Below are 21,704 nucleotides of genomic sequence, written 5' to 3'. Positions count from 1 at the left end.
ATCCCCTTTTCATTTCATACTAGTTATATGAAATGAAAAGGGGGCCATCTTATGCCCGAGCTTCCTGAAATGGAAACCTACCGCCAGCTGCTGGGCCGTCAGCTGACGGGGCTTGTGATCACAGAGGCCGAAATCAACAGGGAAAAATCTATCAATGTTCCGCCGGCAGAATTTATCAGGCAGGTGCAGAACAGTACAATCACTAGCATCGATAGGCGCGCCAAGCATCTGATCTTCCGGCTCAGCTCCGGAAAAAATCTTCTCCTCCATCTGATGCTTGGAGGATGGATGTATCTTGGCAATGACGAAGATAATCCTGACAGGACAAAGCAGGTGATCCTGTCATTTGGCAGCCGGAAGCTGTACTTCATCGGCCTGCGGCTCGGCTACCTGCATCTGCTGACTGCACAGGAGCTGGAGAAAGAATTCGAAGAGCTGGGACCGGAACCTTTGGATCCTGGATTTACGGCAGCCTCATTTGCCCAGTTATTGGAGAAAAAACGCGGAATGCTCAAGACATCGCTTGTGAACCAGCATTTCATTGCAGGAATTGGAAACTGCTATTCAGATGAAATCTGCCACCAGGCCGGACTTTTGCCGATGAGGAAAATCGAGGAGCTCAGCGAAATGGAGAAGAGCAGACTGTATCCGGCAATGAAAACAGTGTTTGCAAACGCAATCCAGAGCGGAGGCTATATGGATGAGCCGCTTTTTAAAGGCGATCTGATAACCGGCGGCTATAATGAACGCTGCATGGTATATGACAGAGAAGGGGAAAGCTGCCTCCGCTGCGGCTCACAGATCGTAAAGGAAGAGATTTCATCACGGAAAACCTTTTATTGTCCAGGCTGCCAGTCGTGAATTCTTTTTTATATGCGTAAAAATAGCCCAGGGAGGAGGTCCTTGGGCTTTTTATGTTTTTACATGAATTGGCGGCCCGATTTTTAAGGCTGGCTGGCGTTTTCTAATTGATGAGCCGGTTAATTTACCAGCTTAAAGATTTTTTAGATCAATTCGCGGAATAATCTACCGAATTTCCTTCTTTTTTAATCAAATGAAAAGATAATCTACCAAGTCCAGCTTACAGCCTATTTCGCCGCCCTGAAGACTTGCATGATCCAGCCCGGCGCTGGACCATGGACCATATGTCGAGCTGCCCCTTTAATTGATTTCCTCACTAGTTTCCTCCGGCGCCGGATCGACCGTAACAGAATCATGGGTGTGCATGGCGGCGCGCAGATAATGGATGAACATGCCGCCAACAAGCCCCAGGCAAAGGATAAAGCCGGCAGTAATGATCCATGAAAGAAGCATATGTCCTCCCCCTTTCTTATAGTTGTCCTCACTGAACTATATGCAGGGGCATGAAAGATATTGCCTATCGGCCATAAGCTGCTTCAGAATCTGACAGGCTTCTCCTGAATACATATTTATGAAGAATAGAAATAAGGGGGCGGGCTGCATGCAGCTGGTGAAAAGCGAAATCGAACGGTTAAAGCAGCAGCTTTTAAGTGAGCAAACACCGGACGGTTCCTGGAATCATCCTTTTGATACAGGATGCATGACCGATATTTATATGATTGTCCTTTTGCGGACGCTTGAGGAAGAGGATGAGGAAGAGCTGATCAAAGAGCTGGCAAAGGGAATCCTGAGCCGGCAGGGAAAGGACGGGGCATGGCGGCTTTTCCATGACCATCATGAAGGGAGCCTTTCACTAACGATTGAGGCCTATTACGCGCTCCTCTACTCAGGGTATTATGAGAAAAATCATCCTGCTCTGGTGAAGGCAAGAAGGGTGATTACAAAAGGAGGGGGCCTGAAGAAGGCAGGAATGTATACGAAAATCATGCTTGCCTTGACAGGGCAGTATCCATGGCCCCTTCTTTTTCCGGTCCCGATGGAAGTGATCCTCCTGCCGAGAAGCTTTCCGCTCAATATGTATGATATTTCGGTCTTTGGCCGCTCCAATCTGATTCCGGTCATTCTTCTGGGCAATAAAAAATTCAGCAGAAAGACGGCCTTGAGCCCGGATCTTGGCGATTTGTCCGTCAGGGATGATGATGATCCATGGCCGGAGCTGAGGAGTGCAGAATGGAGGAGCTTAACTTCGTTTCTTGCCGCCGGGGTTAAGGCGCTTGTGGGCATTCCGCGTCAGATCCGGGCATGGTCGATAGAAAAAGCGAGGGAATATATGCAGTCGCATACAGAGACGGACGGGACGCTTTATAATTATTTCAGCAGCACATTTTATATGATTTTTGCTCTGCTGGCATTGGGAGGCGGCCCGGAGGAACCCGCGATCAGAAATGCTGTTGCCGGCTTGAAGCGGATGACTGTAAAAGCCGACGGCCGAACGCATATTCAATATACAACAGCTGCTGTCTGGAATACAGCACTGATCAGCCATGCCCTTCAGGAAGCAGGCGTCCCTCCGAAAGAGAATGCCATCCAAAAAGCCAACCAGTATCTGGCGGGCCAGCAGCATCGCCGGTTTGGGGACTGGATTGTCCATAATGCAAAGGCAGAGCCGGGCGGCTGGGGATTTTCGCGTTTCAATACAATCAATCCTGATGTGGATGACACAACCGCCGCCCTGAGAAGCCTTCACCAGCCTGCCCGGGAAAAGCCGCATTATGATGATATATGGAAAAAAGGTCTTCTTTGGACACTGTCAATGCAGAACAGGGACGGGGGCTGGCCAGCGTTTGAAAGGAATGTCGATAAGAAGCTGCTGCATCTGCTTCCCATCCAGGGAGCAGAGTTTATCCTGACCGATCCCTCAACTGCCGACCTGACGGGTAGGACTCTTGAATTCCTTGGCAAGGCCGGCTATTCGGATGCTTCTCTTCCGCCTATCAAAAAAGCGGTCAAGTGGCTCAAAAAGCATCAGGAACCGAATGGATCCTGGTATGGCCGCTGGGGAATCTGCTATATATACGGAACCTGGGCGGCAGTAACCGGAATGGCGGCTGTTGGTGTCACATTAGAGGATAAAAGCATGAAAAAAGGGATCGACTGGCTTTTGTCCATCCAGAATGAAGATGGCGGCTGGGGAGAATCCTGCCGGAGCGATATGGAGAAAAAGTATATCCCGCTGAAGGAAAGCACCCTCACCCAGACCGCATGGGCCGTTGATGCCCTTGCTGCTGCCGGCATGGCGGATAGCACGCCAGCAAGGAAAGGGGCTGCCTTCCTGGTGAGGGAAGGCAAGCGCAAGGATTGGACTGCCGATTATCCAATGGGTCAGGGGATGGCCAATTTCTTTTATATTCATTACCACAGCTACCGCTGTATATGGCCGCTCCTGGCCTTGAGCCATTATATAGAAAAAAGTGAAGCCCCGGACTGAAATCCGGGGCTTTATCTATTCAACCTTCCATTGGCAATCATCAGTAGAATCAACCTTCTTGTCTCTGATAATCCGGTAAAAGGCTTTGCCGTCACTTGGATTGCCGTCAGGGAAATCCATCGGGAATAGAGCGAAGAACACAAAATAAAAAGAGAAATAGATAAATTGGTACCAAAGCAAAGATGCTTCAAGTACGCCTGAGCCGATCAGGTAGTTGATAAGAAAGATACTGATCATGTTGAAGAGTGTGCCGCCAAGATATATAAAAGAGAGGCTGATTTTATTTTCGTACTTCAGGCTTTGGAACTCACAGCCGCTATACCAGAAGTAGAACCGCTTTATCTCAAAGTATTTAAAAGAAAATAAACTTTTACCGCAGCCGATAATGACTTTAAGGCCCTTCCCTCCAAAGATTCCGGCGAAAAAAACATGTCCGGCCACATGGATGAGTGTCACGATAGGAAGAACAATAAAAAATGCCTGCATAAACTTTACAAAATCATCGAAGCCAAACACATTGGTGTCCTCCTGATTGTCTCAATTGTAATTCCTCCTTTATCTACCCTTCCTGCCAGCACAATAACAGGTTTTCCCCTTCCAATATTTACGCCTTTAACAAAGTCTGACCAGCTCCTAAGCCCCAGGTCCTATATGAAAATAAAGCTCAGGCTCGTTATAGGATTTTGGCTGGAAAGGTAAGATGGAAACATGAAAGGAGGAAACGTACATGAAAAAATTTGGCTTACTTTTAGCAGGGGGAATCGCAGGGCTGGTGCTTCTATCCAATTTGGGGCCGATGATCGGCCTGGCCATCTCATTGCTGATTCTATACTTCGTATTCAAGCAGTTCCTGAAGGCTGATTCAACAGGGGCAAAAATCGGCTGGGGCATTGTCGGGGTGTTCGCCCTCACGGCAGCTGCCTCCAATATTCCGGCCATCCTCGGAATTGCCGCTGCTTACATCCTTTATGTGATCTATAAAAAGTGGAATGACAAGAAAACATTTGTCAAAGAAGACCAGGATCCATTCACTAACTTTGAAAAAGAATGGTCAAAAATCAATCAATATTAATCTGAAAACGAAAGGGAGATTATTATGGCAAACTTATTTACCAGACTGAAAAATACCATCATGGCAGATCTGCACGAGGCAATGGACCAGAAAGAGCAGAAGAATCCGGTATCACTTCTTAACCAGTACCTGCGCCAATGCGAGCAGGAAACAGAGAAAGTCCGCAAGCTCCTTGAGCGCCAGTATTCTCTGAAAGAGGAATTTGCAAAAGAATATAAGGGAGCGGCTGAATTGGCTGAAAAGCGCAAGCGCCAGGCAGAAGTTGCTTCAGAGGCAGGGGAGACAGAATTATCCCAATTTGCAGTCCAGGAACAGCTTCAATATGAAGAGCGGGCTGTAAGGCTGAAGCAGGCTCTCGAGCAGGCTTCCCAGCAGCTGGTTGAGCTGGAAAGAAAATATGAAGAGATGAAGCATAAGCTGAAGGATATGCATATCCGCCGCCTTGAGCTCATGGGAAGGGAAAATGTGACCAGGGCCAACCGCAAGATGGACCAGGTGATTGACAGCAGCTCCCAATCAGGCAAAGCTGAATCCAGGTTTGAAAATATCGAGTCATATCTTGACCGGCTTGAGCAGAAGGTGAACGATGCCTACTATCAGAGCACAATCGATTCAAAAATCGCCCAGCTTGAAAAAGATATGAAAAAGAAAGAAACTCATTCTATTTCATAAAACAAACTGGTATTCTAAAGAGGCGTAGAGTTCCTGCGCCTTTTTTCGCCATTATGCTGAAACAGCTTACAATAGAGAATCGCGTACATCATGCGCCAGTCATCATGAAGGGAGGAAATGATCAATGCTTAAAAAAATCAAAAGCGAATATATCAGCTGGATTCTATTGCTTGGTGCCCTTGTCCTTTTTCTGGAGGTATCTTTTTTTAATCACGGGCTGATTTTCTCCCTTCTGGTTTCGATTGGAATGGTGTATTTCGGAAGGAAACGCCTTCCCCACAGCTCCGGAAAAATCCTCTTCTGGGCAGGACTTGCCTTCTTTGTCATCAGTGTCTTCAATATGATGACCTTCAAATTTTTCCTGCTGGCCATCCTGATCCATTTTGTCATCCAATATGCGCAGTCCAAGCGGGACGCCGACCGCATCAGGCCGGTCATCAAGGAAGCAGATCCTTTTGATTCAAAGCCGAGTGAAGAGATCATCAAAGGGCGCCCGCTTTTTGAAAACATTCTATTCGGGCGGCAGAAAACGCCTGAGCATGTATATGAATGGAGCGACATCAATATCCAGGCCGGCATCGGCGATACGATCATCGATTTGAGCTATACGGTGCTCCCCAAAGGGGAGACGGTCATATTCATCCGCAATTTTATCGGTAATATACAGATCCTTGTTCCGTATGATCTCGAAGTGAATGTGTATCATTCTGTGATTGCCGGATCTGCCGGTATTTTTGATAAACGAGAGCCGCAGATGTTCAATCAGACACTGCAGTTCAAAACACCAGGCTACGAAGAAGCAGAGCAGAAGATTAAGATCTTTACTTCGCTCCTTGTTGGGGATATCGAGGTGAAGCGTGTATGAAGACAATCCAGCGGCAGATTGCGTTAGGACTGTCGGTTGCTCTCCTTGTGTCCATCTTTCTTGGCGTTTCCTATTTTACCGTCTTTCCGCTGGCCGATTGGAGCGGGCTTTGGGAACGGGAGATCATGGATATTCCCTTTCTCCTGTTTGCAGCAAGCATCTGTGCGGCAATCGGCATTCTCTCTGGGCTTGTATCCGGCATCTACAGGAAAAAACAGCTCCAGACGGTTGACGACTGGCTTTACCAGCTGGAGGAAGGCAGGGCCATCAGCCTTCATGATGATAACACCCCTTCAGAGCTCCAGCCCCTATGGATGAGGGTAGGCAAAATCCAGCGGCAGATTTCGGAGCAAGCAAAGATTTCGCAGAAGCTTGCAACAGAAAAGGCAGAGGATCTGGAAAGCCGGATCCAGGAAATCATTTCCCAGGAGCGCAACCGGCTGGCGCGCGAGCTTCATGACTCTGTGAGCCAGCAGCTGTTCGCGGCCTCCATGCTGATGTCTGCCATCAATGAAACACGGAGCCAGGAAGACAGGGAAACCAAGCAGCTGAAAATGGTCGAAGCGATGATCCATCAATCACAGCTTGAGATGCGCGCCCTGCTCCTCCACTTGCGTCCGGCCGCCCTGAAGGGAAAAACACTGCAGGAGGGCATAGAAGAGCTGCTGCTTGAGCTCTCCCAGAAAGTCACCATGAAAATCCAGTGGAAGGTTGAAGAGTTTTTGATGGATAAAGGAGTCGAGGACCATCTGTTCCGGATCCTCCAGGAATCTGTCTCCAATACGCTGCGCCATGCCAAGTCGACCCAGCTTGAAGTGCTGCTGATCCAGAGGGACGGGCTGATCATCATGCGGATTGCCGATGATGGGATCGGATTTGACGTCGAGGAAACGAAGGCAGGCTCTTATGGGATGCAGAATATGTATGAACGGGCTGTGGAGATCGGCGGCTCCCTGAAAATCATCAGCCTCAAAAATAAAGGAACGCGCCTCGAAGTGAAGGTGCCTATGATGAAGAGTGAGGGTGAAGAGAATGATTAAAGTATTATTTGTTGATGACCATGAAATGGTTAGGATCGGTGTATCTTCCTATCTTTCCGCCCAGCCGGATATCGAGGTGATCGGGGAAGCTGACAACGGCCGGACAGCGATTGATCTGGCCCTTGAGCTCCGGCCGGATATTATCCTGATGGACCTGGTTATGAAGGAAATGGACGGAATCGAGGCAACACGTGGAATCATTGAAGCGTGGCCGGAAGCGAAGGTGATTATCGTCACAAGCTTCCTGGATGATGAAAAGGTCTATCCTGCACTTGAAGCAGGTGCTTCCAGCTATATGCTGAAAACGTCCAAGGCAAGCGAGATTGCCGATGCAGTCCGTGCGACCTTCCATGGCCAATCGGTGCTTGAGCCTGAGGTCACAGGAAAAATGATGGTGAAGATGCGGCAGAAGCAGACTGTGCTTCCCCATGAAGAGCTCACGAGCAGGGAAATGGAAATCCTGCTGCTGATGACAGAAGGGAAGACGAACCAGGAAATTGCGGATGAGCTTTTTATTGCCTTAAAGACAGTGAAGACGCATGTCAGCAATATCCTCAGCAAGCTTCAGGTCCAGGACCGGACACAGGCTGTGATTTATGCGTTTAAGCATTCGCTGGCGAACTAACCGGGGATTCTGTTTTTTAAAAAGCTGAAGACTGTAGATAAACTTGAACAAATCATCGAGTTTATTTACAGTCTTCTTTTGCTTATAAATGGGGCTGTTGATTTCCGTTCCAGGCACTTCGCTTTCCGCGGGGCGGCGCTGAGCCTCCTCACGCTTGCGCGCTGCGGGGTCTCAGCTCTGCCGCTACTTCCCGCAGGACGTTGAATCCTCTTCTTCGCAATTGCACCGCACGAGAAAAATGCGCATGCATTTTATGAGGAGTCTTCGTGCCTTTCGCTGCAATCAACAGGTCTTCGGAATTTTGAGGAAGTCCTCTAATCTCTTCATGAAATATCTTTCTGAATGGGGGCTGTTGATTTCCGCTGCAGGCACTTCGCTTTCCGCGGGGCGGCGCTGAGCCTCCTCACGCTTGTTCGCTGCGGGGTCTCAGCTCTGCCGCTATCTCCCGCAGGAGTCTACGTGCCTTTCGCTGCAATCAACAGGGCTCTATAATTTTGGGGCAATTCTTCGATCCCTTGTATACTAGTCTTATTTTAGTTCAATAACTCCTGCCCACCACCGGGCAGGAGTTTTCATCAATCCCTCTTAAAAGGAATGACTGCAAAAACCAATATAACCGCTGCCAATCCCAGCGCTGTGTAAGATACTGCAGCATGTTCATCCCAGTTTCTGACGGCGATGCCGATGAAGGCCCAGACAAAGACGAGCGGGTATACGGGGGCGCTGTTTTTGATCCGGAATATGATGGCTAGGGCTGAAGCCACGGAGAGCATGATGATCGTCCAGGCGGCATCCGGCAGGCCGAAGCCGCCCCAGCCGATATACTCGAGATAATAGCTGATATTCGCAATCACTGCGACGCTGACCCAGCCGAGATAAACGGAGAAGGGCAGCCTGTCGAAGAAGGATGGGCTGGCAGCCTGCAGACGGATATAAAGAAAGATCAAATTTAGCAGAAGTCCGATCAGCAGCAGGACTGATACAAGGAAGAATTCATAATGCCAGGCAAAAATCCACGCGCTGTTCAGCAGGCAGCTGAGGATAAAGAACAAGCTGGTATTCTCGTAAAGCGGAAGGTTCCGCCGGTCCTTTGGAAATTCCCTCAGTACCCAGATTCCCAGCAGTATATAAATAAGTCCCCATATTGAAAATACATAGCCGGCAGGGGTGAACAGCACATCGAGCCGATCCGAGATTTCCCCGGTGGTCTGCCCATTCAAAGGAAGCGCATTTGCCAGTATATTAACGCCCACAACAAGTAAAAAGAAAATAACATGCAGGATGGCACGAAGCATCAATATTTCTCCTCTCTCTATAAATTGAGCATGGTGGCAGGCACCAGCTGCCTATTTACCTTATTCCTCACAGAGGGAGAAGATAACCACTGGGGAGAGCGCTGATCTATGCAAAAGAATGAAAAAGCCCTCAATATCATGCTCCAGCCGGGTGTGGCCGGTCAGCTACTGCTGCACAAGGGAATGTATACCCCTAATAATCAGGCTTGCAAAATGATTCTGACAACGGTAGAATATAGCTAACTATATCAAAGGGAGGTGGAGAAGAGATGAATAACGCTGTTTTGCTGCGCGGAGACTGGATGTCATACCTGTCGATCTGCCGTGCAATTTTTCATGAAGCTGCTGTTAACGGGACAAGTCTGTCCATTTTCAGCAGCTTCATATGGAAAACAAAACGGTGAGAAACATCTCTGATCCGCTTATTTATGAACGGGCAAAAGGGGAGCTTCTTATGGATGCTCCCCTTTTTTTGGCTTTGTCCTGCTATCAGGACGGGTCTGTCATAAAAGCAGGGCCATGGGTGAATTTTTCCCATGGCTTTTTATTATGCAAAAAAATAACTGAAATTTGGAGGAAATGAAAAATGATCGCATGCAGCGGAAATGATATAGCAAAAATGTACGCAGGCACAACAATCTTTGAGGAAGTGGCTTTTGAGATTCATGAAGGGGACCGCGTCGGCCTTGTAGGAAGGAATGGCAGCGGCAAGACAACTTTATTCAAGCTGCTGGCCGGCATCGAAACACCTGATAAAGGCCAGGTCCATTGGAAAAAAGGCACGAGGATTGGCTATCTCTCGCAGATCCCTGAATATCCTGAGCATTTTTCAGGCAGGGATGTACTCCTTCAGGCATTCAAGGAACTGACAGTGGTTGAGAGGAAGATGAAAGAGTGCGAGCAGGCAATGGCCGAGGAAAAAGATGCTAGCAGGCTGGAGCGGTATATCGCAGATTATGGCGTGCTTCAGGAGCAATTTGCCCACGGCGGCGGCTATGAAATGGAGGCAAGTCTGGCCAGGGTGGCATCAGGCCTGAAGATTGAGGATTTACTGAACAAAAGCTTTTCGTCCTTGAGCGGCGGGGAAAAAACAAAAGTCTCACTTGGCTTCACCCTGCTGCAAAATCCTGATTTCCTCCTGCTCGATGAGCCGACTAATCATCTGGATATCGATGCGGTAGAGTGGCTGGGGGTATTTTTAAAAGAATACGATGGAACGGTGATTGTTGTATCCCACGACCGCTATTTTCTGGATGAAATCGCCAACAGGATTTTTGATCTTGAAGATGGGGAGCTCACTTCTTATCAGACCGGCTACAGCGGATTTGTAAAAGAAAAAGAAGAAAGGCTTTTGAGGGAATTCCAGCAGTACGAAGAGCAGCAGAAGAAAATCAAGAAAATGAAGGAAACCATCAAACGCCTGCGTGAATGGGCCAATCAGGCCAACCCGCCGAATGAGGGGCTGCACAAAAGGGCGAGAAGCATGGAAAGAGCGCTTGAACGGATGGAAAAGCTCGACCGTCCCATCCTGAACCGGAAGAAAATGAATATGGAACTTGATTCTGCCCAGCGGAGCGGCAAGGATGTAGTGGTGGTGAAAGGGGCTTCCAAGCATTTTGGCAGTCAGACGCTTTTTGAAGATGCCCATCTCCATATCCAGTTTCAGGAAAGGACAGCGATTGTCGGCAGCAACGGCAGCGGAAAGTCGACACTCTTAAAAATGATCCTCGGCGAGGTGCCGGCAGATGCAGGGGAGGTGCGGATTGGGAGCAATGTGAAAATAGGCTATCTTTCGCAGCATATCCAGCCTGGCTCGGAAGATGAAACCGTCCTTGAAGCATTCCGGAATGAGGTTTCTGTGGCAGAAGGGGAGGCGCGTAATATCCTGGCAGGCTTCCTGTTCTACGGCCATGCGGTCTTCCGCAGGGTGTCCAAATTGAGCGGCGGTGAAAAAATGCGCCTGCGGCTCGCCCAGCTGATGTACCAGGATATCAACTTTCTGATTCTGGATGAACCGACAAACCATCTCGACATTGAATCCCGGGAGGTGCTGGAGGAGGCGCTGCAGGACTATAAAGGGACCATTCTCGCAGTCTCGCATGACCGCTATTTCCTGAATAAGCTGTTCACCAGGATCAGCTGGATTGAAAACCGGCAGCTGCTTACCTTTGCTGGCAGCTATGATTGGGCTAAGGGGAAGAAGGCAGAAAAAAAGCAGGCGGCCTTTACAGAAGAAAAGCCTGTAAAAAAGAAGCCGGCAGTGCATCGTGCAGTCCAAAAGGTGAGCAGTGAGAATCCTGAGCAGACCGAAAAAGACATTATGCTGATAGAAGCGGAAATCTCTGCACTGGACGGCAGACTGGAGGCTGAAAAGGATTTGTCTGCCCTGCAAAATATGTTCAGGGAGAAAGAAGAGCTGGAACAAAGAAGAGAAGAATTGTATAGGAAGCTGGAAGAATGCCTTTCATAACAGACAGAAGCCGGATGAGGATCCGGCTTCTTCATTTTGGATCTATTAGAATATCTTCTTTTTATCACGCTCATCCTTCAGGATCTCCACCGCTTCACGGAAGCGCATGCTGTGGACGATTTCCCTTTCCCTCAGGAAGCGGAGGCTGTCATTCAGATCAGGGTCGTCAGAGATGTCGATCAGCCATTGATAGGTTGCCCGCGCTTTTTCCTCTGCCGCGATATCCTCGTACAGGTCGGCAATCGGGTCCCCTTTCGCCTGTATGTAGGAGGCGGTCCATGGGACACCGGCCGCATTATGATAAAACAGTGCACTGTCGTGATTAACATAATGCTCGCCAAGGCCCGCTTCCTTCAGCTGTTCAGGGGTGGCGTCCTTGGTCAGCTTGTAAATCATAGTAGCGATCATCTCAAGATGGGCGAATTCCTCTGTTCCGATGTCTGTGAGGAGTCCGATCACTTTTTCCGGGATGGTATAGCGCTGATTCAAGTAGCGGAGGGCAGCCGCCAGCTCGCCGTCTGCTCCGCCGTACTGCTCGATTAAGTACTTCGCCAATGTCGGATTGCATGTGCTTACTTTCACTGGATATTGCAGTTTTTTCTCATAAACCCACATGAAGGATCCTCCTTATACTTGCCAGGGCCAGGGTCCCTGGCTCCATTTCCAGGTTTCGCCGGGGTTGTTGCTGACCCCGAATTGCAGGAGCGGCCCGAATTCTTTTTCGTATCGCTTCTTCAGTTTCCGTGAATAGTCGGAGAACTGCTGGAACTGCTGCAGAGCCTGCCTGTCGCCGGGATGGGTATCGAGGTATAATGTCAGCTCCACAAGCACGAAATCGGCAGCCTGAATCTCATGCATCAGCTGGTAATAGTCACTGCCCATCTGTTTAGCCATGGCCGTGGATTCCTTTCTTATATGGATTATCATAATAATCATAGAGAGGCTTCCAGAGCGTTCCCCTCATCAGGGCTTCGTGGGGCGGGAATTGCTCAAGATTCGGCGGCTGAAAATGCATATATAATTGAGGCGGTGTACTGTAGTATTTGATTTTCAAAGGCGGGCAGGGATCATAAGGGCTGTGGTAGGGACTATAGGCTTTCATGGGGGTAAAATGCACTTCATTCTGATAGTTCAAGCCTTTAACCTCCTTCAGGATAAAACTCGTCATTTCATCTTATGCGGAAAATGGGAGGATATAACTGATGCGAACGGGAAGGCAGGCTCCTTCCTGTTAAAAAGCGGAATCACCAGCGTAATCCTGCATGAGGATAATAATTCATAGACTTGTCTCATATCTTTTAAAAGTATGGCTGCCGGCCAAAGATCGAGAGACAAGGAGAATCTGAACAATGAATTCGTTTTTAAAGGGAACACTCGTGTTGGTAATTGCCTCTTTTTTGGGGGAGTGCATAGAATTTCTGGTCAATATGGTGCTGGCACGGGAATTGGGCGAACAGGGGCTTGGGATGTATATGTCGATTCTTCCAACGATATTCCTTGTAATGCTGCTTGCCAGTTTTGAGCTGCCTATTTCCGTTTCTAAATTCGTCGCGGAAAAAGAAGAAAAATATCATCGGAGCATGCTGGGGCATGCCATCAGGCTGACCATCGTTTTTTCCTCGGTGCTATTTCTTGCCGCGATCGCCATTCTGCCTTTTGTCCCGGTTTTCCAGCACTTCTCTCCGCTGCTCAGATGGCTGGTCATCCTCCTGATTCCGATCATTTCTTTTTCATCGATTGCCCGCGGATTTTTTATGGGGAAGAACGAGATGGGGAAAATTGCCTACACCAGCCTGCTGCGGAAGCTGGTCCAGCTGCTGCTGCTTGTTTTTCTGTATCAGCTCTTTGACTTTAATACAGAAACAGCGATGCTGATCGCCATCTGTACGTTCATCGGCAGTGAAATCGTCATTTTCCTGTATCTGCTGCATGTGTTTTTTATTCAGTATCATCAGCTGAAGGGACGTCCTTCGGAAAGCCTGAAGGGGGCGGCGGTGAGGAAGAATCTGATGGCTGTGTCCATCCCGACGACTGCTTTGCGTGTATTCCATTCTATTACACATGCCATACAGCCATTTTTGATAAAAGCTGCACTTGTGCAGGCCGGCCTCAGCCAGGAGATGGCACTCGGGCAATTTGGGATGCTGACGGGAATCGCCATGGCCATCGGCTTTTTTCCTGCTTTTATTGCCCATTCCTTTTTGATCATGCTGATTCCGGCAGTGTCCAAGGCCCAGGCACGCAGCGAAACGGGTGTGCTCATCGGGCTGCTGAAGCAGGTGATGCTGATTACGGCCATCTATGGCATTCCTGCAGCTGCTGCCATCTATTTCTTTGCGGAGCCGCTGACAGAAACATTTTTCCATTCCTCGGATGCCGCTGTATATCTGATGCTGCTGTGCCCTTATTTCCTGCTCCATTATTTTGTCATTCCCATGCAGGCTTACCTGATCGGACTCGGTCTGATGAAGGATGCTTTTATCCATACTGTCTGGTCCACGCTCGTTTCGTTTTCGATCATGTATTTCCTCGGCGGGAGGCTTGGGATGGACGGCATTATCATCGGCATGAATACAGGGATTATGCTGCTGACATTCATGCATTACCTGACCATATGCAAAAGAATCGGCATCACCTTCTGGACTCTTAAGGCTGACAGGCCGGGGATTCTCTAAAAGGATTTTCCAGCACAATGGAGAATTGATAGGTGGAAGGGAGAGAAGCTTATGGATCGAACGCTCAGAGGCCACCATTTATTATGTGTCCACGGTTTTCGCGGGATGGGCTACAGTCAGGGATTCGTTGAAAATATGGCAGAAATTGTGGAGGATATCCGCAATGACCGCAAGCAATTCCGGATAAAGGCAGTGGCTGATTTCGACCACGCCTGCCAGGCATGCCCGCATAAGGGAAAGGTGATTTGCGAGGCAAGCGAAGGGTCTAACACCCATGTGCTGTCCATGGATGCAAAGGTGATCGAGCATCTTGGCATAGAGGAAAACAGGGAATATGATAAGCATCTGCTGCTCAGCCTGACAGCTGCCAAGGTCCATCCGGATGACCTGGATTATTTATGTGAAGGCTGCTCATGGCTTCCCTATGGAGTATGCAAGGAGGGAATCTCCCGCTTGAGGGAAAAGTACAGGCATGAGTCAATGACATAATTTTTTTTTGAAAACTGTAGGGGAGGCATTCCTTTTATGCGTTTATTAAATGAAAACGCAAATGGGGAAAGGAGAAGAAAGCATGCTGCCCCAATATCATGAAAACACAAACGGCCACAGCCGTTTTGACCAGCTGATCAAGGAAAACGGACTATTTATCTATAAATATATTTATTCGCTGATTCGCCATAAAGAGCAGACAGAAGACCTTTATCAGGAGGTTCTGATATCTGCCTTCCTCGCTTTTCCGGCCTTCAAGGAAGAAGCTAAATTCAGGAGCTGGCTGTACAGGATTGCCATCAATAAGTGCAGAGACTTCTGGAGAAAAGAGAAAAAGGAAAAGAGATTCTGGGAAGAAGAAGCTTATAAATATCCCATGGAAGCAGAAAAAAGCCCGGAGCCCGAGGAGGAATTCCTCCATAAATCCGAACGTGAGGAAATGGTGGAAACGATAAGCTCACTGCCGGATATGTACCGGGATCCGCTTCTGCTATTCTACTATCATAACCGGACATTGATGGAAATCAGCGCTGAAGTGGATGCGCCGATGTCCACTGTCAAAACAAGAATGAAAAGAGGGAAAGAAAGGCTTAAAGCCAGGCTGGGCAGCGAGTAGATGTCAGCCCTCTTTTTTGACCTCTTTTCCTTCTGAATCGTCCCCGAAGGTTTTTTTGATGGTTTTTTCATCCCCGTAAACGACTATATCATCACCCTCCTGTATTTCAGTGGACAGGCATTCCTTCCGGATCGTAATTTCGCCTCTGCTGACATACAGGACAACCACATCATCCTTCTCGGGATCTATGATCTCACTCAGTTTTTTGCCGGCGAACGGAGAATCCTCCAGTACCGGATATTTTAAAATATAATCCTCTTCATTTGTCAAAAGGACATCTTTAATGGGCAGATCAGTAAAGTCGTAATGCTCTTCCACATCGTGTTTCAGCCAGTCAATGAATTTGTTTTTGACTGACGGCATTTTTAATATAAGGATAATCAAGATAAGACCGGCTGCAATATAGCCAACCTCCTTTGTGAGGAACTCCTCTGACAGAATGCTGCTGATGGAAGAAATGATGACGGCAAGGGAGAACGCACCGAATAATATCAGGAAGGCGCAGATCTTCCTCCTCAATGGGTGCTCGAGGATCAGCTCAGATTCCCCGGTCGTGAACCCGGTCCCGGTCATCATGGATATAACCTGAAAGCGGGCGATCTGCTTATCAAGCCCTGTATAAATAAAGAGCAGGGCACTGATTTCGATTACCGCCAGAATAATAATGATATAGATGAAAATGAACAGATAGGCCATAATATCCCCCTAATTTCTCTTGGACAAAAATAAGCCTGAAGGATAAAAATCGCTTCAGGCCTGCTCTTTCTCGTTGTAGTAATTTACAGCGTACATGGATCCTTCATCCACCATTTTATTATCCTGGACATCATATGGATCTGGATGCCCGCCTTTTTCAACAGGTACCACCCGGTGGTTCTTCGCTTTCGAAGGTAGTACTTTGTTTGTAACATTCACTGTAAATGTCTGGATTCTCTTTCTGCTCTTCAAAGCCAGCAAGAGGATACTGCTGATGCCGACTCCGGCAAGGATATACGAATTCAATGGACGAGTATTCATGGTTAAAAGCTCCTCCTTAAAAAATGATTTAAATTTGACTTGCTTTATATGTACCCTTTTGAACCCTGCTCAAACCCGGCCCGCAGCATCAGTATTTGGAGAAACTGGCAAAACCTTTATCTGCTTCCTTGCTAAATTGGTTTAAGGAAGCCTTTGAGCAGGGAAACAGGAAAAGAAAGGCGGGGGATAATATGAAGTATAAATTGAATGATAATAAATGGGCTTGGCATAATTTTCATACAATAGATGAATCATTGAGTTTGAATGAGGTACATTTTGAAAAAGCGATCAAGGAGTGGAGGGACTCGTCGAGCGATAATGATACGAACTGCCTCCAAATGGATACACTGATCCCTGGCAGGGAGCATATCCGCGGCTCCCTGATCTACCAGCAGACGCTGGAGGACCAGAAGGATTACAATTTTTTTCATTTCTTTCTAACTCGTGATTTCTTAATTACCGTTAATTTTAAATTTGATGCGATTGAATCTGTCCGTGAGGATTTGCTCCTGAAGCAGATGGACGATGCGGATAACGCTATTGAAGGTTTTTTTGTCTTTTTGGGGCAGATACTGGACTCCAATTTAACGAAGATAGATGGTTATGAGAAAAAACTGAACGATCTTCTCTGGAAGGTCAAGCAAAGAAACAGCCTCAGCACCTTTGAGGAAATCTATGAATCCCGCCATGAGCTTCTTGTCTGGAAAAACCTGACGGTGCCTTTCCAGGAACTGAAAATTGCGGCAGAAGAGGCATTTGGCGATTTTGCAGCAGAAGGAAGGCAATATCAGCGGACCGCCAAGAGGACGGACCGGGCCCTGATGCTGATCAGGGAATACCAGCAGGAAATCGCGACACTAGTCAGTATCGAAGAAGTTGTCTCTGCCCACAGGGGAAATGAAATCATGAAGACACTCACCGTGCTTACAACCCTCTTTACACCAATAACCGCTCTCGGGGCAATCTGGGGAATGAACTTTAAGCTTATGCCGGAGCTGGAGTGGAAATGGGGTTATCTATTCGCCATCGTCCTCATGATTGTCTCCACCATCGGCATCTATATGATTCTGCGCAGCAAAGGCTGGATGGGCGATATTCTTAAAGGCAGGAAAAAGAATTCGTTTTTTAAATAAGATGCGCCTTTGGTGTGATCCCTTTCAGGCAGACAGTAGGAAAATGTCTGCCTGGAGGGATTTTTTTTATGGACGTGATTTCTTTTGGGAAATAGAGGGTCTTTGATGAAGTCGTTGGGGGCTCTGAATGTCTTTTTGGAGGATAGGGGGTCTTTAGTTGGCCCGACTAAAACCCTCTGAATCTCTTTTTTGAGGATAGAGGGTCATAGTTGGCTCGCCTAGAACCCTCTGAATCACATTTTGGAGGATAGAGGGTCTTAGTTCGCTGGACTAGAACCCTCTGAATCTCTTTTTTAAGAATAGAGGGTGTTAGTCCGGTCGACTAGAACCCCCTGAATCACATTTTGGAGGATAGAGGGTCTTAGTTCGCTGGACTAGAACCCTCTGAAGCCACATTTTTGAGAATAGAGGGTCTTAGTCCGCTCGACTAGAACCTTCTGAATCACATTTTGGAGGATAGAGGGTCTTAGTTCGGTTGACTAGAACCCTCTGAATCACATTTTGGAGAATAGAGGGTCTTAGTCCGCTCGACTAGAACCCCCTGAATCACATTTTCGAGGATAGGGGGTCTTAGTTCGCTCGACTAGAACCTTCTGAATCACATTTTCGAGAATAGGGGGTCTTAGTTCGCTGGACTAGAACCCTCTGAAGCCACATTTTCTAAAGTAGAGAGCTTCAAATCCACACCTGAACCCTCTAAATCTCATGATCTATCATCAGAAGTTCTCAGTTCACCCAGCAAAACCAATAGTCTGCCAGCCAAGAGCAGCCATCTCATTATTATCGTGCAGCGGGCTGGGACTCGAGCTGCCGCAGTGCCGCGGTTATGCCCTCGCTATAAGGAGTCCTTGGAATAGGAGCAATCAGGCGTTCATATTTGGAGCCATCCAGAATAACGGGCGTTTCGTTCAGATACATCATTTCGGCGTATTCCCTCATGAAGGGGTCAAAGAGGCCGATGGACTGGATCATCCAGCGTGAGATGGGCCACAGCTTGATCGGCCTGCCGAAGTATCCGGCCAATACCGCTTCGATCTCCTTGCCGGTAATGGTGCCGGATCCCGGAATATTCCAGTCCTCCCCGTATGCCTCCTCATGCAGCGCAAGCTCTGCCAGTGCTTCCGCGGCATCTTTAATAAAAATGAATTCCCGTTCCAGATCAGTTTTGCCGAGAAAGCCTGCCTTGTTCTTGGCCATGGCCTGCTTAAACGTATAGTCAAGCAGGGTATTGCTTGTGTCAGGGCCATAGAAGTCAGGGAAATGGGCGATGATGTAGCGGGTGCCTGACTTCCGGATCTGTTCAAGCAGCTCCAGGCGGATTCTGCCTTTTTTCGTATGCGGATTCTTAACCGCACTTTCATTGACAGGGGATGCTTGCCTGCCGTAAGCATAGATATTATCTGTGTAGATGAAAGGCTTGTTCTGGATGCGGCATTCTTCGAGGATGTTGGTCATGATGATAGATAGGCTGCCCCATTCCTGATAAGGGATATTGATGCTGTGAAAAATAAGGTCTGCCTGGGAAACGGCCTTCTTTACCTGAGCCCTGTCCATGGCATCGCATGCGATGATATCAGGCAGCATCCCCGGAATTCTGCGCAGTTTTTCCAGATTTTCAAGCGATCTTGAAGCAGCAATGACATGAAAGCCCTTATTAAGCAGCGCTTCCGTGAGGGAATAGCCCATTCCGCCGGCAGCGCCTAATACTAATGCAGTTTTCATAATAATTCTCTCCCTTTCATTTATTGACCAGTGTTCAATTGCTCGTTTAAAAAAAAGAAATGGATTCCATTTCTTTTTATGATTTAGCCGTAGCCTCTAATCCGCCAATGATAAAGCACGCATGTGTGCGGGCAAGATTTTGTGTTTCCTCAAACTCAGCCTCTGAGCGGCTGAAGTGGGTGACAAATCCGTGCAGACTGATAAAAGCGGACCAGATTTGCTGGGCTGCAGGCGGCTTTGAAAGAAGGGCGGCAACCGCTTCGGCAAAGTGCCGGTAGCTTTCATAAGGAGCTTCCTGCATATAGCAGTCCAGTTCTTCATCACGGATCAGAAACATCACTTCGTAATGCTTTTGATGGGTCAATCCGAAACGGATATAGCCGAGAAGGATTTCAAACAGCTTTTCTTCATTGGACAACCCCGTGCGGCCCATGATTTCCTTCAGCAGAGCATTTAATTTTTCAAACCCTTGCTCCGCTATGCCGTAGAAAAGCTCAGCTTTATTTTTAAAATGATAATAAAGGGCGCCATGGCTGCAGTCCAGGGCCTGGGCCACCTTCCTCATAGAGGCGGAGCTGTAGCCTTGTGATACAAATAGTTCTCTTGCGGCGTCCAGGATTGCTTCTTTTGTCAGCTCAGACTGGGCAGATTTTCTTGGAGACATGATGATCACCTTTGCTGAATATATTTTATTGAACAGTGGTTAATTAAATTATATGCATTCAAAAAGGAATTTTCAACCATATTAATAAAAAGCAGCCAGTTTTTATTAAAACTTCACACAAGAAAAGGATTCCCGGGCCGCTAAAGAGGGAATCTGATAAGATGGATACATAAGTTTATTTTTGCAAAGGGGTACTATCATGGAAAATAAAAAATTTTGCCGGGAGTCTTTTGTCGTAAAAACGAGCATTGTGCTCCCGCCGGATACAAATAATTATGGAACTTTATTTGGCGGCAGGCTGATGGCCTATATTGATGATGTTGCAGCCATCTCGGCTATGCGCCATGCCAGGATGAATGTGCTGACAGCTTCTACTGACTCTGTCGATTTCCTCCATCCGATCTATGAAAGCAATTCCGTCTGTCTGGAATCTTTCGTCACTTATACAGGAAGATCTTCAATGGAAATCTTCATCAAGGTCATTGCCGAGGACCTGATCACAGGAGAGAGGAATGTCTGCGCCGTCTCATTCCTGACTTTTGTCGCAATAGATGATCAGGGCAAGCCGACTGCAGTGCCGCAGGTTGTCCCGGAAACAGAAGAAGAGAAAAGTCTTCATGAATCAGCCAAGGAGCGCCTCGAAATCCGCAAAAAACGCCGGAAAGACAGCGAAGCGCGAGCAAATAAATATGGTGCAGACCTTCCCTGGCAGCGGGACAGGGGATGACCGGCACACGAAGGAGCAGCTGGAAGAGCTGCTTCTTTTTTTTGCCAAGATTAGAGCAAAAGGAAGAAAGGAAATGGTAGAATATAGGAAAAGTCTATATTGAAGGAGAGAATAGGAGCTTGAATAAACGGGGAATTTTAGTTCTTGTTGTTCTTTTATTGGCAGCAGCGGGCGGCGGCTGGACGTATGCAAGGGGAAATATGCATGCATACGACTACACTCAGGAAACGAAGCAGCTAAAACGGGATAAGCTGCCGATGGCAATCAAGCTGCCAGAAAGAATGCCTTTCCCTGACATGAAAGTATGGGAAACCTATTCAGACGGTGTTGGTCAGGTGGAATTGACTTTTATGAATAAAAACAAAAACACCGTGGAGCTGGTCATTAAAAAAGAAGAATTTGAGTACCAGGAAGGTTTAAAGCAGGAAGAGGTCCGAATCGGAGACCTGGAAGGCTTATTTATTCCAGATGATGGCGATAAAAGGATTCTGTACTGGGAGGATGAAGGCATCCACTATCAAATTACATATATCCCATTATTGACGCCTGGCGAAGTCAGCCGAACCCAGATGATCAAGATGGCAGAGTCTTTTAATTAAGATAATTTAGGAAGCTGGGAAAGCGGAGGGGTTGAATTGGAAGTTATCATAAAGGCTTCAACTGAGCATATTGAGAGTATCTTAAATTTAAGGATTCTTCTCTTAAAAGAGCTGGGTGAGCTGGCATCGCCTAAAGAGGAAGACATACTCTCCGAGGCAACAAGGGATTATCTTCAAGTAGCTTTAGCTAACGGGGAATTTATCTCTTATCTCGCGGAGAGAGAAGGAAAAATGGCAGCCTCCAGCGGGATTGCTATTTTCCGTAGGCCTCCTTATCCGGGGAACATCAAAGGAGTGGAAGCTTATATTCTGAACATGTATACACTGCCGGAATTCCGCGGACTTGGCATTGGGAAGAGGCTTTTGCAGGAATGTTTGGATGAATGCAGGGCCAGGGGAGTCAAGAGGGTTTGGCTCCATGCTTCCCAGGACGGCGAGCCGCTCTACAGAAAAGCTGGCTTCACTGGAAATAAAGGAGAATTGGAGCTGCTGCTCTAAAAATTCCGAGATGTTTTTGTAAAGATGATGTTAGGATAGAGACACTAACCTCACACAAGGCGGCTGCAAGGCTTTGTGTGTTTTCTGGAGCTCCCAGTATACTGGGCGGCTTTTTTTCTGCACGCAGTTAATTTTCCTCCAGCCAACTTACTTGCTTGCTTCTTAATTAGTTAAGG

Annotated in this window: 27 protein-coding genes; 17 read left to right on the top strand and 10 right to left on the bottom strand. The window is 47.7% G+C overall.

The features are described 5' to 3' along the window. Positions 1-51: 51 nt before the first annotated feature. On the top strand, positions 52-861 hold the full coding sequence (locus ABU165_RS16780) for an Fpg/Nei family DNA glycosylase (RefSeq protein WP_318060512.1): 810 nt from the start codon (positions 52-54) through the stop codon (positions 859-861). A 300-nt stretch (positions 862-1,161) separates the two neighbouring features. On the opposite strand, the gene ABU165_RS16775 is transcribed toward ABU165_RS16780, so the two are convergent. Further along, positions 1,162-1,314, bottom strand: coding sequence for a hypothetical protein (locus ABU165_RS16775; protein WP_165352706.1), 153 nt, complete (start codon positions 1,312-1,314; stop codon positions 1,162-1,164). Positions 1,315-1,462: 148 nt separating this feature from the next. Here ABU165_RS16775 and shc point away from each other — a divergent pair, with 148 nt between their 5' ends. After that, entirely contained in the window at positions 1,463-3,349 is a 1,887-nt protein-coding gene (gene shc, locus ABU165_RS16770; RefSeq protein ID WP_318060511.1) for a squalene--hopene cyclase, read from the top strand. A gap of 15 nt (positions 3,350-3,364) precedes the next feature. Here shc and ABU165_RS16765 read toward each other — a convergent pair whose 3' ends face one another. Next, positions 3,365-3,865 carry a hypothetical protein gene (locus ABU165_RS16765; RefSeq protein WP_009792232.1) on the bottom strand — a complete coding sequence of 167 codons (501 nt, stop codon included), beginning with the start codon at positions 3,863-3,865 and terminating at the stop codon, positions 3,365-3,367. 211 nt (positions 3,866-4,076) lie between these two features. On the opposite strand from ABU165_RS16765, the gene ABU165_RS16760 reads away from it, so the two are divergent. From ABU165_RS16760 to ABU165_RS16740, 5 genes are all read left to right on the top strand, one after another. After that, positions 4,077-4,421, top strand: a complete 345-nt coding sequence (locus tag ABU165_RS16760) for a lmo0954 family membrane protein (protein WP_009792231.1) — start codon at positions 4,077-4,079, stop codon at positions 4,419-4,421. Positions 4,422-4,445: 24 nt separating this feature from the next. Next, the gene (locus tag ABU165_RS16755; RefSeq protein WP_009792230.1) at positions 4,446-5,093 is read left to right on the top strand and encodes a PspA/IM30 family protein; all 648 of its coding nucleotides are present in this window, start codon (positions 4,446-4,448) and stop codon (positions 5,091-5,093) included. Positions 5,094-5,217: 124 nt separating this feature from the next. Then, on the top strand, positions 5,218-5,958 hold the full coding sequence (gene liaF, locus ABU165_RS16750) for a cell wall-active antibiotics response protein LiaF (protein WP_009792229.1): 741 nt from the start codon (positions 5,218-5,220) through the stop codon (positions 5,956-5,958). After that, the gene (locus ABU165_RS16745; RefSeq protein WP_009792228.1) at positions 5,955-6,998 is read left to right on the top strand and encodes a sensor histidine kinase; all 1,044 of its coding nucleotides are present in this window, start codon (positions 5,955-5,957) and stop codon (positions 6,996-6,998) included. Before liaF ends, ABU165_RS16745 begins: the two co-directional genes overlap by 4 nt. Then, the gene (locus ABU165_RS16740; protein ID WP_009792227.1) at positions 6,991-7,623 is read left to right on the top strand and encodes a response regulator transcription factor; all 633 of its coding nucleotides are present in this window, start codon (positions 6,991-6,993) and stop codon (positions 7,621-7,623) included. Before ABU165_RS16745 ends, ABU165_RS16740 begins: the two co-directional genes overlap by 8 nt. Positions 7,624-8,198: 575 nt before the next feature. Here ABU165_RS16740 and ABU165_RS16735 read toward each other — a convergent pair. Further along, complete coding sequence (locus ABU165_RS16735) at positions 8,199-8,918, bottom strand: tryptophan-rich sensory protein (protein ID WP_318060510.1); 720 nt, start codon at positions 8,916-8,918, stop codon at positions 8,199-8,201. Between the two features lie 108 nt (positions 8,919-9,026). Here ABU165_RS16735 and ABU165_RS16730 point away from each other — a divergent pair, with 108 nt between their 5' ends. The 3 genes from ABU165_RS16730 to abc-f all read left to right on the top strand — a co-directional run bounded on the left by ABU165_RS16730 (position 9,027) and on the right by abc-f (position 11,388). Beyond that, positions 9,027-9,161, top strand: coding sequence for a hypothetical protein (locus ABU165_RS16730; protein ID WP_318060509.1), 135 nt, complete (start codon positions 9,027-9,029; stop codon positions 9,159-9,161). A gap of 26 nt (positions 9,162-9,187) precedes the next feature. Then, on the top strand, positions 9,188-9,322 hold the full coding sequence (locus ABU165_RS16725) for an RAxF-45 family protein (RefSeq protein WP_009792223.1): 135 nt from the start codon (positions 9,188-9,190) through the stop codon (positions 9,320-9,322). 182 nt (positions 9,323-9,504) lie between these two features. Continuing rightward, the gene (gene abc-f / locus ABU165_RS16720; protein ID WP_318060508.1) at positions 9,505-11,388 is read left to right on the top strand and encodes a ribosomal protection-like ABC-F family protein; all 1,884 of its coding nucleotides are present in this window, start codon (positions 9,505-9,507) and stop codon (positions 11,386-11,388) included. A 45-nt stretch (positions 11,389-11,433) separates the two neighbouring features. Here abc-f and cotJC read toward each other — a convergent pair whose 3' ends face one another. Genes cotJC through ABU165_RS16705 form a run of 3 tightly spaced genes read right to left on the bottom strand, consistent with a single transcriptional unit; the run spans position 11,434 to position 12,490 of the window. After that, complete coding sequence (cotJC, locus tag ABU165_RS16715; protein ID WP_009792220.1) at positions 11,434-12,003, bottom strand: spore coat protein CotJC; 570 nt, start codon at positions 12,001-12,003, stop codon at positions 11,434-11,436. A gap of 12 nt (positions 12,004-12,015) precedes the next feature. Next, a complete protein-coding gene (locus tag ABU165_RS16710) occupies positions 12,016-12,282 on the bottom strand; it encodes a spore coat protein CotJB (RefSeq protein WP_318060507.1) in 267 nt (88 codons plus the stop codon). Continuing rightward, entirely contained in the window at positions 12,275-12,490 is a 216-nt protein-coding gene (locus ABU165_RS16705) for a spore coat associated protein CotJA (protein ID WP_035401830.1), read from the bottom strand. Before ABU165_RS16705 ends, ABU165_RS16710 begins: the two co-directional genes overlap by 8 nt. Before the next feature lie 247 nt (positions 12,491-12,737). Here ABU165_RS16705 and ABU165_RS16700 point away from each other — a divergent pair, with 247 nt between their 5' ends. From ABU165_RS16700 to ABU165_RS16690, 3 genes are all read left to right on the top strand, one after another. After that, positions 12,738-14,063 carry a polysaccharide biosynthesis protein gene (locus tag ABU165_RS16700; RefSeq protein WP_224950951.1) on the top strand — a complete coding sequence of 442 codons (1,326 nt, stop codon included), beginning with the start codon at positions 12,738-12,740 and terminating at the stop codon, positions 14,061-14,063. 51 nt (positions 14,064-14,114) lie between these two features. Next, entirely contained in the window at positions 14,115-14,552 is a 438-nt protein-coding gene (locus tag ABU165_RS16695) for a DUF1284 domain-containing protein (RefSeq protein ID WP_094768151.1), read from the top strand. An 82-nt stretch (positions 14,553-14,634) separates the two neighbouring features. Beyond that, positions 14,635-15,168, top strand: a complete 534-nt coding sequence (locus ABU165_RS16690; protein WP_224950953.1) for an RNA polymerase sigma factor — start codon at positions 14,635-14,637, stop codon at positions 15,166-15,168. A 3-nt stretch (positions 15,169-15,171) separates the two neighbouring features. On the opposite strand, the gene ABU165_RS16685 is transcribed toward ABU165_RS16690, so the two are convergent. Beyond that, positions 15,172-15,864: a TrkA C-terminal domain-containing protein gene (locus tag ABU165_RS16685; protein ID WP_094768153.1), complete on the bottom strand. Its 693-nt coding sequence runs from the start codon at positions 15,862-15,864 to the stop codon at positions 15,172-15,174. A gap of 54 nt (positions 15,865-15,918) precedes the next feature. Further along, positions 15,919-16,185, bottom strand: a complete 267-nt coding sequence (locus tag ABU165_RS16680; RefSeq protein ID WP_022543355.1) for a hypothetical protein — start codon at positions 16,183-16,185, stop codon at positions 15,919-15,921. Between the two features lie 191 nt (positions 16,186-16,376). Here ABU165_RS16680 and ABU165_RS16675 point away from each other — a divergent pair, with 191 nt between their 5' ends. Continuing rightward, entirely contained in the window at positions 16,377-17,318 is a 942-nt protein-coding gene (locus tag ABU165_RS16675; protein ID WP_262383058.1) for a magnesium transporter CorA family protein, read from the top strand. 780 nt (positions 17,319-18,098) lie between these two features. Here ABU165_RS16675 and ABU165_RS16670 read toward each other — a convergent pair. Both ABU165_RS16670 and ABU165_RS16665 read right to left on the bottom strand, forming a co-directional pair. Further along, positions 18,099-19,040 carry an SDR family NAD(P)-dependent oxidoreductase gene (locus ABU165_RS16670; RefSeq protein WP_318060506.1) on the bottom strand — a complete coding sequence of 314 codons (942 nt, stop codon included), beginning with the start codon at positions 19,038-19,040 and terminating at the stop codon, positions 18,099-18,101. 76 nt (positions 19,041-19,116) lie between these two features. Further along, a complete protein-coding gene (locus ABU165_RS16665; protein ID WP_318060505.1) occupies positions 19,117-19,704 on the bottom strand; it encodes a TetR/AcrR family transcriptional regulator in 588 nt (195 codons plus the stop codon). A gap of 199 nt (positions 19,705-19,903) precedes the next feature. On the opposite strand from ABU165_RS16665, the gene ABU165_RS16660 reads away from it, so the two are divergent. The 3 genes from ABU165_RS16660 to ABU165_RS16650 all read left to right on the top strand — a co-directional run bounded on the left by ABU165_RS16660 (position 19,904) and on the right by ABU165_RS16650 (position 21,528). Beyond that, positions 19,904-20,431 (top strand): acyl-CoA thioesterase, encoded by a 528-nt coding sequence (locus ABU165_RS16660; protein WP_318060504.1) that lies wholly within the window; start codon positions 19,904-19,906, stop codon positions 20,429-20,431. Between the two features lie 119 nt (positions 20,432-20,550). After that, positions 20,551-21,030: a DUF4367 domain-containing protein gene (locus tag ABU165_RS16655; protein ID WP_129613986.1), complete on the top strand. Its 480-nt coding sequence runs from the start codon at positions 20,551-20,553 to the stop codon at positions 21,028-21,030. 36 nt (positions 21,031-21,066) lie between these two features. Then, positions 21,067-21,528, top strand: coding sequence for a GNAT family N-acetyltransferase (locus ABU165_RS16650; protein ID WP_101551773.1), 462 nt, complete (start codon positions 21,067-21,069; stop codon positions 21,526-21,528). Positions 21,529-21,704 lie beyond the last annotated feature (176 nt).

It is taken from the genome of Cytobacillus sp. T106, assembly GCF_040492155.1.
In the GTDB taxonomy this organism is placed as follows: domain Bacteria; phylum Bacillota; class Bacilli; order Bacillales; family Cytobacillaceae; genus Bacillus_AB; species Bacillus_AB infantis.
Note: the sequence above shows the minus strand (reverse complement) of the source record. Positions and strands in the feature narration are given on the sequence as shown.